This is a genomic window from Pseudomonas sp. 1 R 17 (genome assembly GCF_900067035.1).
GTDB classification, from domain to species: Bacteria; Pseudomonadota; Gammaproteobacteria; order Pseudomonadales; family Pseudomonadaceae; genus Aquipseudomonas; species Aquipseudomonas marginalis.
Genome location: NZ_FKLB01000056.1, coordinates 1 through 12,340 on the forward strand (window position 1 = coordinate 1; position 12,340 = coordinate 12,340).

Sequence of the window (12,340 nt, forward strand, 5' to 3'; positions counted from 1 at the left end):
GCCCGCCCGGCCACAGCCGGCAGTTTGTCGCCGAGGACGCGCTGCTGGTGATCGTCGCCGCCCCCGCCGAGGCCACCGCCGTCGACCGGCAATACCGGCCCAGCGAGCTGCGTCTGAAAGTGACGCGGGCCAATCCGTCGCCGCTGCTGCTGCCGGCCCTGCCCGAGCCGTTGGGCGATGTACTCGACGAATTCACCCTGCGCGCGGGCACGGCCCACGGCTACACCGTCGCCAAAGGGCAGTACATCCAGGTGCTGGACGTCGCGGGCCGCCAGTGTTCGGACTTCGTCGCCCTCGACCGGCGCGCCCTGGATCGCGGCGTCGAGCTGGACCTGGACCAGACCGTCACGCGCACCCTGAACGGCAGCGCCTACCCGGCACCGGGGCTGTTTTCGAAGTTTTTCGACCGCCATATGCAACCGATGCTGGAGGTGGTGCAAGACACGGTCGGGCGCCACGATTCATTCGCCCTGGCCTGCGCGGCGCGCTACTACGAAACCCATGGCTATTTCGGGCACGACAACTGCAGCGACAACCTCAGCCGCGTCCTCGCCCCCCATGGCGTGCAGGCGCGCAACGGCTGGCCGGCGATCAATTTCTTCTTCAACACCGGTATCGATGCGCACCAGCAGATGACCCTGGATGAACCCTGGTCACGGCCCGGCGATTATGTGCTGCTGCGGGCCATGACCGACCTGCTGTGTGGCAGTACCTCGTGCCCGGATGACATTGACCCGGCCAATGGCTGGAACCCGACCGATATCCATGTCCGCATCTACAGCGAGAAGGAGCGTTTTTCCATCGCCATGAGCACTCGAACCACGGCGGATGCCGACCCGATCCTCACCCGTGAGTCCGCGTTTCACTCACGTACCCGCGCCCTCACCGGCAGCTTCACCGACTACCGCAACTGGTGGCTGCCGCTGCGCTACGACGGTTACGGCGTCACCGAGGAATACCTCGGTTGCCGCGAACGGGTGGCGGTGATGGACCTGACCGCCCTGCGCAAATTCGAAATCATCGGCCCCGACGCCGAAGCCCTGTTGCAGTACTGCCTGACCCGCGACATACGGCGCCTGGCGGTGGGCCAGGTGGTGTATTCGGCGATGTGCCACGCCCACGGCGGCATGCTCGACGACGGTACCCTGCTGCGCCTGGGCCCGGACAACTTCCGCTGGATCTGCGGCGAAGACTACGCCGGCGTGTGGTTGCGCGAGCAGGCACAGAAACTGGGCATGAAGGTGTGGGTCAAGTCCGCCAGCGAGCAGATTCACAACCTGGCGGTGCAGGGGCCGCTGAGTCGCGAGCTGCTCAAGCAGATGGTCTGGACCCCGCCCACGCAACCGAGTGTGGAAACCCTCGGCTGGTTTCGCTTCCTGGTCGGTCGATTGGACGGTTTCGACGGCTGCCCGTTGATGATTTCGCGCACCGGCTACACCGGCGAACTGGGCTTTGAGGTGTGGTGCCAGCCCGAAGACGCCGAACGGGTCTGGGACCGCATCTGGCAACTCGGCCAACCCTTGGGGCTGGTGCCCCTGGGCCTGGAAGCCCTGGACCTGCTGCGCATCGAAGCCGGGCTGATTTTCGCCGGCTACGAGTTCAGCGACCAGACCGATCCGTTCGAGGCCGGTATCGGTTTCAGCGTGCCGCTCAAGAGCAAGACCGATGACTTTATCGGTCGCGACGCCCTGCTGCGGCGCAGCGCACACCCCAGCCACAAGCTGGTCGGCCTGCACCTGAGCGGCAACGAGACCGCCCACCATGGCGACCCGGTGTACCAGGGCCGAGCCCAGGTCGGGGTGATCACCAGTGCCTGCCGCTCACCGCTGCTGGCCAGCAATATCGCGTTGTGCCGGGTCGACGTGAGCTGCGCCGAGCCCGGCACTGAACTTGAGATTGGCAAAGTCGATGGCCTGCAGAAGCGCATCAGCGCCACGGTCAGCGCAGCGATTTTCTACGACCCGGACAAAAGCCGGGTGCGCAGCTGATCGTCCCGAAACGTGTGTGCCACCCCATTTTGACTGCCCCAACCTAACCGCTATTCAGACATGGGAATACGAAGATGGAAGCGACGACGTTCGAGGCTGTACCGCAGGCTGCCGGCTCGGTGGGCAGCCTGCACCGCAAGATCGACTGGCGCGGGGCCTTCTGGGTCGCCAGTGGCGTGCCCGCGCTGGTGTTGTTCTCCATCGGTGCGATCGCCGCCACGGTGGGCAAACCGGCATGGATCGTGTGGATCGTGTCGATCCTGTTCGGGTTTATACAGGCCTTCACCTACGCCGAGATCGCCGGGCTGTTCCCGCACAAATCCGGCGGCGCCTCGGTGTACGGCGCGGTGGCGTGGGTGCGCTACAGCAAGCTGATCGCACCGGTGTCAGTGTGGTGCAACTGGCTGGCCTGGTCGCCGGTGCTGTCCATCGGTTCGGGGCTGGCGGCGGGGTATATCCTCACGGCGCTGTTTCCCGCCGATGCGTTGATCAACACCTGGCAACTGACCCTGCTGGACCTGGGCTGGGTCAAGAGCGGCCTGTCGTTGCGCATCAACGCGACGTTCGCCATTGGCTTGTTGATTTTGCTCACGGTGTTTGCCGTGCAGCACGGCGGCATCCTGCGGTCGGCGCGCCTGACCCTGGTGCTCGGCGTCACCTCGTTGATTCCGCTGCTGCTGGTGGGCGTGGTGCCGTTGTTCACCGGGGATGCGACCCAGGCCAACTTCCTGCCGCTGTACCCCCTGGCCCATGACGCGGCCGGGCAAGTCATCGATGGGCCGTGGGATATGTCCGGCTGGTCACTGATGGCCGGAGGGCTGTTCATGGCGGCGTGGTCCACCTACGGCTTTGAAACGGCGGTGTGCTACACCCGTGAGTTCAAGGACCCCAAGCGCGACACCTTCAAGGCGATCTTCTACGCCGGCCTGCTGTGCATCCTGGTGTTCACCCTGGTGCCGCTGGCGTTCCAAGGCAGCCTCGGGCTGGGCCAACTGGTGACGCCGGCGGTGCTCGACGCCAGTGGCGCAATCGTGACGCCCGCGGTGTACAGCGGCCTGCTCTCGCCCGCGATCTACAGCGGCATGGGCGTTGGCCAGGTGATGGCCGACAGCATCGGCGGCGGCAAGGTGGTGGCCAATGTCGTGCTGATCATGCTGGTGCTGGCGACGTTGCTGGCGATCATGACCTCGATGTCCGGTTCGTCGCGCACCCTGTACCAGGCCTCGGTGGATGGCTGGCTGCCCAAGTACTTGGGGCGCACCAACGAACATGGTGCGCCAACCGCGGCGATGTGGACCGACCTGTCGTTCAACCTGCTGCTGTTGCTGATGTCGGACTACGTATTCGTGCTTGCGGCGTCCAACGTCAGCTACATCATCTTCAACTTCCTCAACCTCAATGCCGGCTGGATCCACCGCCTGGACCGCCCCGACTGGGTGCGCCCGTACAAAGCCCCCACCGTGCTGCTGGCGGCGGGCGGCGTGCTGAGTTTCGTCAACCTGGCCTGCATGGGCCTGGGCGCGGACATCTGGGGCGCAGGCACGCTGGTCACCGGCTTGCTGTTGGCGCTGCTGATCCTGCCGGTGTTCTGCTACCGCCACTATGTGCAGGACAAGGGCCGCTTCCCCGCCGCCATGCTCACCGACCTGTATATCCAGGCCGATGACGGCCAGCGCCGCGCCGGCTGGCTGCCCTATGCCACGCTGGTCGCCGGTGTGCTGGTGGTGTATGCCTGCCATCAACTGGTAGCCTGAGCCTTCCGGCCTGCCTATGGCTGAGGGAGTCTTATCCCTCAGCGCCTTATTTCCCCAGACAACGGTGACGCTTTTGACCAGCTCTCTCCCCACGCTTGCCCGCGATATCGACGGCAAGGCCATCTCTGCCCAGGTGCTCGACGAGGTTCGCGAAGAGGTCCTGCTGCTCGCCTCGCAGCAAATCTACCCGGCCCTGGCGGTATTGCTGGTGGGCGATGACCCGGCCAGCCACGTCTACGTGCGCAATAAGCTGCTGCGGGCCAAGGAAGTCGGGATTCGCTCCCTGGAATACCGGCTGCCGGAGGATGCCAGCCAGACGCAGGTGCTCGACCTGCTTGCCCAGTTGAACGCCGACACGACGGTCAACGGCATCCTGGTGCAGTTACCGCTGCCGGCGCATATCGACGAAGCGGCAGTGATCCACGCGATCGACCCGATCAAGGATGTGGATGGCTTCCACCGCGAAAACGTCGGTGGCCTGGTGCAAGGCATCGAGGTGCTCACGCCCTGCACGCCCAGCGGCTGCATGCGCCTGCTGCACGAAACCTGCGGCGACTTGAGCGGCTTGCACGCGGTGGTGATCGGTCGTTCGAACATTGTCGGCAAACCCATGGCGACCCTGCTGCTGCAGGCCAACTGCTCGGTCAGCGTGGTGCACTCGCGCAGCGTCGATGCCCCGGCGTTGTGCCGTTTAGCCGACATCGTCGTCGCCGCCGTAGGCCGGCCGCAGTTGATCGACGCCAGTTGGCTCAAGCCCGGCGCAGTGGTGATTGATGTGGGGATCAACCGCATCACCACCGAGACCGGCACACGGTTGGTGGGGGATGTGGATTACGCCAGCGCACGCACCGTGGCCAGCGCAATCACACCGGTGCCCGGCGGTGTGGGGCCAATGACGATTGCCTACCTGCTGAAGAACACCCTGGTGGCGAGCCAGCTGCAACGCAGCAAGGCAAATGCGGGAGGGAACTTGCCCCCGATGGCCGTGGCTCAGCTACAACCAAGCTGACCGACAGACCGCTGTAGGCGCCTAGGTATCCACAACGCTAACCACGATGCGAAGCGAGCCGCTCTTGCTCTTGCTGTAGATCTTGATCTTGCTTTAGATCTTGATCTTGATCTTGATCTCAGGCGCCCCGTTAACCACGCTGGCCGGAATCCGATAGTGATTTGGGGGGTAAACCGGCAGGGATGCCGGTTTAGCCGCCCCGCGCCATGGATGGCGCGTGGCGGCGGCCCCCCCACATCACTGTCGGATTACGGGCACACCGAGCCTAGGCGAGGTGCCGAGTGGTGGGGCAAGAGCCCTTTTGGTTACTTTTGGGGCTCTTTTCCAAAAGTGACCCGCCGTAAGGGCGGAACCCATAGCGGCCGTGACAGCAGCAACGGATATGTACTCGAACTGATCCAACATCCTGGTCGGCTGTCAGGCCGCCATCGGGAGCAAGCCCCCTCCCACATTTAGGTAGCGGGGCATCAGTTAGATAGTCGTCGGCTCCTGAGCCATCACGGAAGCAAGCTCCCCTCCCACATTTTGAGCTGCGTTTACTCAGGGGGAATGATCAGTGGTTGTAGGCCCGCTCATTATGCTCGGCCAGGTCCAACCCCATCTCCTCCACCGACTCATGGGCACGCAAGCCAACCAGGGCATTGACCCCCTTGAGGATGATCCAACTGATCACAAAACAGTACACCGTAGTCAGCAGCACCCCCTTGAGCTGGGCAACCACCTGCCCGCCCATGGTCACACCTTCCACCAGGCCCCCCATGGACGGTACACAGAACACGCCAGTCAACACCGCGCCAATCATCCCGCCAATGCCGTGCAGGCCGAACACGTCGAGGCTGTCGTCGTAGCCGAAACGGCGCTTCAACACCGTCACGCTCAAGTAGCAGAACACCCCGCACAACAAGCCGATGGCCAACGCACCGCCGACGCCCACGTAGGCACACGCCGGGGTGATCCCCACCAGGCCGGCCAACGCGCCGCTGGCCAGGCCGAGGGCACTGGGCTTGCCGACCTTGAACCACTCGGTGAACATCCAGCCGAGAATCCCCGCGCAGGCGCCCAACTGAGTGTTGAGCATGACGATGCCCGAGGTGCCGCTGAGGCCGCCACCGGAGCCGATATTGAAGCCGAACCAGCCGACCCAGAGCATCGCCGCGCCGGCCATGGTCAGGCTGAGGTTATGCGCCGGCATCGGCGTGTTCTGGTAGCCCTTGCGCTTGCCGAGGATCAGGCACGCAGCGAGCGCAGCCACACCGGCATTGATGTGCACGGCGGTGCCGCCGGCAAAGTCGAGCACGCCCCAGTTATGCATCAAGGCCCCCGAACCGCCCCAGACCATATGCGCCACCGGGGCATAGACCAGGGTGAACCAGAGGGCCATGAACAGCAGCGCCGCCGAAAATTTCATGCGCTCGGCAAAAGCGCCGGCGATCAGGGCCGGGGTGATGATGGCGAAGGTCATCTGGAAGGTCACGAACACCCCTTCCGGAATATCCCCCACCAGGCTCTCCGGGGTCATGCCCGCCAGAAAGGCGCGGCTCAGGCCGCCGACAAAACTGTTGAAGGTCACCTGCCCTTCGACCATGCCGGTGGTGTCGACCACCATGCTGTAGCCGTAGATCACCCACAGCACGCCCACCAAGCCGGCAATGCCGAAGCACTGGGTGAACAGCGAAAGCATGTTTTTCGCACGGACCAGGCCACCGTAGAACAACGCGAGCCCCGGCAAGCACATGAACAGCACCAGCACGGCGGCGGTGACCATCCAGGCGGTGCTGCCGGTGTTCAAGGTGGGGGCGTCGGCGGCCTGGGCGAGGGGCACAAGTGCACCGGTCGCCAATAAGCCAATAAGGGATTTGCCGAGAAGACGATTGATCATGTTCAAAGCTCCTGCAACAGAAGTGTGTAGGAGCGAGCTTGCTCGCGAAAAACGTCCAGGCAACGCGTTCATCCAGGGTGCCAGCGTTATCGTTGACGATCTTCGCGAGCAAGCTCGCTCCTACAGGGGGGGTAAACTCAGTAACCGGAACCCGGCACCCAACTGGTCCCCGCCAGCGGCACCCGCGCCATGGCGGCCGATTCCACTGTCAGCGCCACCAGGTCCTCGGGGTCGAGGTTGTGCAGGTGCGACTTGCCGCACGCACGGGCCATGGTCTGCGCCTCCAGCACCATCACCCGCAGGTAGTTGGCCAACCGCCGCCCGCCTTCCACCGGGTCGAGGCGCTTGGACAGCTCCGGGTCCTGGGTGGTGATGCCGGCCGGGTCGCGGCCGTTTTGCCAGTCGTCATAGAAGCCGGCGGCCGAGCCGATCTTTTTCAGTTCCGCGTCCAGCCGTGGGTGGTTGTCACCCAGGGCAATCAGCGCCGCCGTGCCGATGGCGACCGCATCCGCGCCCATCGCCATGGCCTTGGCCACATCGGCACCGTTGCGGATCCCGCCCGACACGATCAACTGGACCTTGCGGTGCATGCCCATCTCTTGCAAAGCCTGTACCGCTTGCGGGATGGCCGACAAAATCGGGATGCCCACATGCTCGATAAACACTTCCTGGGTCGCGGCGGTGCCGCCTTGCATGCCGTCGAGCACGATCACATCGGCACCGGCCTTGACCGCCAGCTTCACGTCGTAATACGGCCGGCTCGCGCCGATTTTCACGTAGATCGGTTTTTCCCAATCGGTGATTTCGCGCAGCTCGGCAATCTTGATCGCCAGGTCGTCGGGGCCGGTCCAGTCCGGGTGGCGGCAGGCGCTGCGCTGGTCCACGCCGATCGGCAAGGTGCGCATGCCGGCCACACGCTCGGTGACTTTCATGCCGAGCAACATGCCGCCACCGCCGGGCTTGGCGCCCTGGCCGAGGACGATCTCGATGGCGTCGGCCTTGCGCAAATCATCCGGGTTCATGCCGTAGCGTGATGGCAGGTACTGATACACCAGGTGCTGGGACTGGCCGCGCTCTTCCGGGGTCATGCCGCCGTCACCGGTGGTGGTGCTGGTGCCGGCGATGGTCGCACCACGGCCCAGGGCTTCCTTGGCGTTGGCCGACAATGCACCGAAACTCATACCGGCGATGGTCACCGGGATCTTCAGGTGGATCGGCTTCTTGGCGAAGCGGTTGCCGAGGATCACATCGGTGCCGCACTTCTCGCGATAGCCTTCCAGCGGGTAGCGCGACACGCTGGCGCCGAGCAGCAGCAAGTCATCGAAGTGCGGCAGCTTGCGCTTGGTGCCGCCACCGCGAATGTCGTAGATGCCGGTTTCGGCGGCACGCTGGATTTCCTGGATGGTCAGGCGGTCGAAGGTGGCCGACTCGCGCAGGACCGGAGGGGTTTGTTCAGTCATGGTGGAGCTCCTGATCAGTACGCGGAGGCGTTATCGACTTTGAAGTTGTAGAGTTGACGGGCCGAGCCGTAGCGCTTGAAATCCGCCGCCTGGTGGGCGAAACCGGCGCGGTCGAGCAGTTCCTGCAACTCTTGCAGGTGCTCGCTGCGCATCTCTTTTTCGACGCAGTCCGAGCCCAGGGACTCCACCGTGCCTTTCACGTAGATATGGGTTTCGTAGAGCGAATCCCCCAGCGCATCGCCGGCGTCGCCGCACACCACCAGGCGCCCGGCCTGGCCCATGAAGCAGCTCATATGGCCAATGCTGCCGCCGACGACGATGTCGATGCCCTTCATGGAGATCCCGCAACGCGCGCCCGCGTCGCCCTCGATCACCAGCAGACCGCCATGGGCCGTGGCCCCGGCCGCCTGGGACGCGCTGCCTTTGACGCGCACCGAGCCGGACATCATGTTCTCGGCGCAGCCCACGCCGACATTGCCGTGCACGGTGATCGAGGCCTGCTGGTTCATGCCCGCGCAGTAGTAGCCGGCGTGGCCCTCGATATCGATGGACACGGCCTGGTTCACCCCCACCGCGAGGTTGTGCTTGCCGTTGGAATGGGTCACGCGCCACTCGTTGTCGATGGCCTGGGCGTGCAGCGCCTGGTTGAGGTCACGCACGGTGGCGGTGGAAAGATCGATGGTTTTCATGTGTGCGCTCCTTAAGCTGACGGGCGTTCCCAGATGTACAACGTGGCCGGTGCCGGCTCCCAGATCCGCGCGTTCTCGATACCCGGCAGGCTCGACAGCGCCTGGTATTCGGAGGCCATGGCGACGTAGTCGTCGGTCTCGGCCAAGATCGCCGGCTTGCACGCAATCGGGTCGCGGATCACCGCAAAGCCGTTGCGCGTGCCGATGGCGAAGGTGAAGAAGCCGTCGAGGTCTTCCAGGGAATGGTCCAACGCCTCTTTGAGCGAGTCGCCCTGTTGCAGGCGCCAGGTCAGGTAGCCGGCGGCGACTTCGGTGTCGTTGTCGGTTTCGAAGTGGATGCCTTCGCGCTTGAGTTCCTGGCGCAGGCGAAAGTGGTTGGACAGCGAGCCGTTGTGCACCAGGCACAGGTCGGCGCCGGTGGAGAACGGGTGGCTGCCTTCCATGGTCACCGCGCTTTCGGTGGCCATGCGGGTGTGGCCGATGATGTGGCTGCCCTGCATGTTTGCCAGGCCGAAACGCTGGGAAATTTCCTGGGGCAGGCCCATGCCCTTGAGGATCTCGATGCTCTGCCCGGCGCTCATGATGCGCACGCTCGGCGCCAGTTCGGCCAGGGCCAGGCGCACCGGGGTTTCGTCGGCGTGGATCTTCAATACGGCGGCGCTGGCGTTCTGGAACCAGTCCAGGGAACAGCCGAGGCGCCCTTCCAGCTCGCCCATCAAGCCTTTCCAATCGAAGGCTTCGGTGGTGGCTTGCAGGGTCAGCTTGACCCAGCCATCGGCGACTTCATCGCCGTAGATGGCGAAACCGGCGCTGTCCGGGCCACGGTCGGTCATGGCTTGCAGCATGGGTTCAAACAGCTGGCCGAGCTGGGGTTCCAGCTGCGGATTCTTCAGGTACAGGCCTACGATTCCACACATAACAAGTCTCCGTCACACGGTGTCAGAAAAATTCGGTATAGCGCTGGATTTCCCAGTCGCTCACATGGCGGCTGTACTCCACCCACTCCATGCGCTTGAGCTTGATGAACTCGCCCACGATCTGCGGGCCGAGCATTTCGGCGAACAGCGCGTCGGCTTCCAGCGCGTCGCAGGCTTCCTTGAGGGATTGCGGCAGGGTCTTGATGCCGCGCTCGGCGATCTGCTCAAGGCTCAGGCTGTAGAGGTTTTCGTTGCAGACGTGGTCGATTTCCAGCTGGCGATCGATACCGTCCAGGCCTGCGGCGATGATCGCGGCGCTGACCAGGTAGGGGTTGCAGCCGGCATCCGGCAGGCGGAACTCCAGGCGGCCATACGGCACGCGCACCATGGCCGAGCGGTTGTTGGCGCCAAACGCAATAAAGGCCGGGGCCCAGGTGGCACCGGACAACGAGTTGCCGACCACCAGGCGCTTGTAGGAGTTGACCGTGGGCGCGGCGAACGCACACAGCGCCGGGCCATGGGCGAGCAAGCCGGCGGCGAAGTGATAGGCGAGTTTCGACAGGCCCATGCCGCTCGGGTCGCTGGCGTCATGGAACAGGTTTTTGTTATCAAAGCTGCTGATCGACAGGTGAAAATGCATGCCGTTGCCGGCGCGCTTCGGGTCGGGTTTGGGCATGAAGGAGCAGATCATGCCCAGGTCATTGGCGATCTCGCCGGCGGCCATGCGGAAGAAGGTGAAACGGTCGGCGGAGGTCAAGGCGTCGCTGTAGGTGTAATTGATCTCGAACTGGCCGTTGGCGTCCTCGTGGTCGATTTGATAGACCTCGAAATCCACCGCCTGCAAGGCTTCGGTCAGGCGCTCGAGGAACACCCGCGAACGCGACAGGCCCTTGTAGTCGTAGCAAGGCTTGTCGAGGTTGTCGCTGGGGTCCACCAGTTGCAGCTTGCCCTGCTCGTCGCGGCGCATCAGGTTGAACTCGGGCTCCAGGCCGGTGTTCAGCGTCCAGCCCTTGTCCTGCAGGCGCTGCACTTGTTGCTGCAGCACGTAGCGGCTGTCGTAGGGATGAGGCTTGCCGTCGACATGCCCGACGCACACCACGCGCCCATAACCTGGCTGCCAGGGGACCGGGGTCAAGGTCGACAGATCGCCGCGCGCCATGAAGTCCGGACCATGGGGCTCCATGCCCATGCCACTGATGGCAAACCCGGCAAACCCCGCGCCCTCTTCGGCCACCGTCTTGAGCCCGCAGATGGGCACCGACTTGGTCTTGGCCGCACCGTGTATATCCACAAACTGCGCAAGCACGTATTTGATCCCGTGCTTATCGATGATGCGCTGGGTTTCTGCTGGCAACATTGCGTGTCACTCCTCGCGAAAGGCAAAACCGTGTGGGTGGGCCTAGGCTGTCTTTTTATTCCTAAAAAGAAAGTTAGTTTCCCTACAGGAATGCAATACCCTTGCCATAATCGCGATCGACACATCGAAGTGGGTGGAGCTGCGCTTTTGTGCTGTATATATGGGAAAATTCTTTTCCCCGCAGGAATACGCACAGCGGGGTGGCCTTCAAGCGCCAGACCTTGCACTTTCCCAGTGCGAAAATAATATTACTGAACGGAAACCGTGCAGGAGCCGATGATCATGTCCACCGAAACCGCCCCGCGCCTCAAGCTCGAGCAATACCTGGGGCTGCAGATCAAACGCCAGCGCCAGGCCCAGGACCTGAAGCTGTCCGACGTGGCGAAGATTGCCGATATCAGCCAGGGCATGTTGAGCAAGATCGAGAACGCCCAGGTCTCCACCAGCCTCGATACCTTGAGCCGCCTGTGCGATGTGCTCGGGCTGCCGTTATCGAAGTTATTCAGCGAATACGACCAGCAGGATGGCAGCGCCTTGCTGGTCAAGGCCGACCAGGGCATGGAAGTGGTGCGCCGGGGGACCGAGAAGGGGCATACCTATCACCTGCTCAACCACACGCGCGGACCGAAGAAGAGCTTCGAGGCGTACATGGTCAGCATGGATGACGCCAGTGAGGAGTTTCCGACCTTTGCCCATCCAGGGACGGAGTTTCTGCATTTGCTGGAGGGGGAGTTGATTTACCGGCATGGCAACCAGCTGTATCGGATGGAGGCCGGGGACAGCTTGACGTTTGAGGGCGAGATTCCCCATGGGCCGGAGGAGTTGGTGCGGGTGCCGATTCGGTTGTTGTCGATCATGAATTATGGGGGGGATAAGGAGTGATCGTGGGCATATCCGTTGTTCAGGTCACGGCCGGCTAAGATCAAACATCGGAGCAAGGTCTACCGGATGTATGCAGATCAACCTGTGGGAGGGGCGGTGCGACGGTTCGACTTGCCCCCGATTGCAGTGGGTCAGCCACAGATGCATCAACTGACACGCCCTCATCGGGGCATGGGTATCTACACAACTTTCAGGCTGAAAAATCTCTTTGGGGTGAGGGAGCTTGGTTCCGTGGCGGCCTTTGGGCCGACCGCTTTTTGGGGTTTGGGTGAGTACATATCCGTTGCTGCGGTAACGGCGGCTATTGGTTTCGCCCTTACGGCGGGTCACTTTGGAAAAGCCCCAAAGTAACCAAAGGGCTCTTGCCCCACCACTCGGTACCTCGCCTAGGCTCGGTATGCCCGA

At 63.4% G+C, this 12,340-nt stretch carries 9 protein-coding genes; 4 read left to right on the forward strand and 5 right to left on the reverse strand.

Features of this window, described 5'->3' with window-relative positions:
• The 3 genes from BFP99_RS19665 to folD all read left to right on the forward strand — a co-directional run.
• The coding region (locus tag BFP99_RS19665) for a DUF1989 domain-containing protein (RefSeq protein ID WP_065947952.1) at positions 1-1,988 on the forward strand (1,988 nt) is incomplete at its 5' end.
• Between the two features lie 74 nt (positions 1,989-2,062).
• The gene (locus BFP99_RS19670) at positions 2,063-3,742 is read left to right on the forward strand and encodes an APC family permease (RefSeq protein ID WP_065925857.1); all 1,680 of its coding nucleotides are present in this window, start codon (positions 2,063-2,065) and stop codon (positions 3,740-3,742) included.
• 16 nt (positions 3,743-3,758) lie between these two features.
• On the forward strand, positions 3,759-4,751 hold the full coding sequence (folD, locus tag BFP99_RS19675; RefSeq protein ID WP_083221223.1) for a bifunctional methylenetetrahydrofolate dehydrogenase/methenyltetrahydrofolate cyclohydrolase FolD: 993 nt from the start codon (positions 3,759-3,761) through the stop codon (positions 4,749-4,751).
• Positions 4,752-5,304: 553 nt separating this feature from the next.
• On the opposite strand, the gene BFP99_RS19680 is transcribed toward folD, so the two are convergent.
• The 5 genes from BFP99_RS19680 to glnT all read right to left on the reverse strand — a co-directional run bounded on the left by BFP99_RS19680 (position 5,305) and on the right by glnT (position 11,053).
• Positions 5,305-6,630 carry an ammonium transporter gene (locus BFP99_RS19680; protein WP_065947953.1) on the reverse strand — a complete coding sequence of 442 codons (1,326 nt, stop codon included), beginning with the start codon at positions 6,628-6,630 and terminating at the stop codon, positions 5,305-5,307.
• Positions 6,631-6,767: 137 nt separating this feature from the next.
• Entirely contained in the window at positions 6,768-8,090 is a 1,323-nt protein-coding gene (locus BFP99_RS19685) for an FMN-binding glutamate synthase family protein (RefSeq protein WP_027603581.1), read from the reverse strand.
• Between the two features lie 14 nt (positions 8,091-8,104).
• The gene (locus tag BFP99_RS19690; RefSeq protein ID WP_027603580.1) at positions 8,105-8,779 is read right to left on the reverse strand and encodes a GltB/FmdC/FwdC-like GXGXG domain-containing protein; all 675 of its coding nucleotides are present in this window, start codon (positions 8,777-8,779) and stop codon (positions 8,105-8,107) included.
• An 11-nt stretch (positions 8,780-8,790) separates the two neighbouring features.
• Positions 8,791-9,696 (reverse strand): class II glutamine amidotransferase, encoded by a 906-nt coding sequence (locus BFP99_RS19695; protein ID WP_065925860.1) that lies wholly within the window; start codon positions 9,694-9,696, stop codon positions 8,791-8,793.
• Positions 9,697-9,718: 22 nt separating this feature from the next.
• Positions 9,719-11,053: a type III glutamate--ammonia ligase gene (glnT, locus tag BFP99_RS19700; protein WP_065947954.1), complete on the reverse strand. Its 1,335-nt coding sequence runs from the start codon at positions 11,051-11,053 to the stop codon at positions 9,719-9,721.
• Positions 11,054-11,335: 282 nt separating this feature from the next.
• Here glnT and BFP99_RS19705 point away from each other — a divergent pair, with 282 nt between their 5' ends.
• Positions 11,336-11,935, forward strand: coding sequence for a helix-turn-helix domain-containing protein (locus tag BFP99_RS19705; RefSeq protein WP_041161149.1), 600 nt, complete (start codon positions 11,336-11,338; stop codon positions 11,933-11,935).
• The last annotated feature ends 405 nt before the right edge of the window (positions 11,936-12,340 follow it).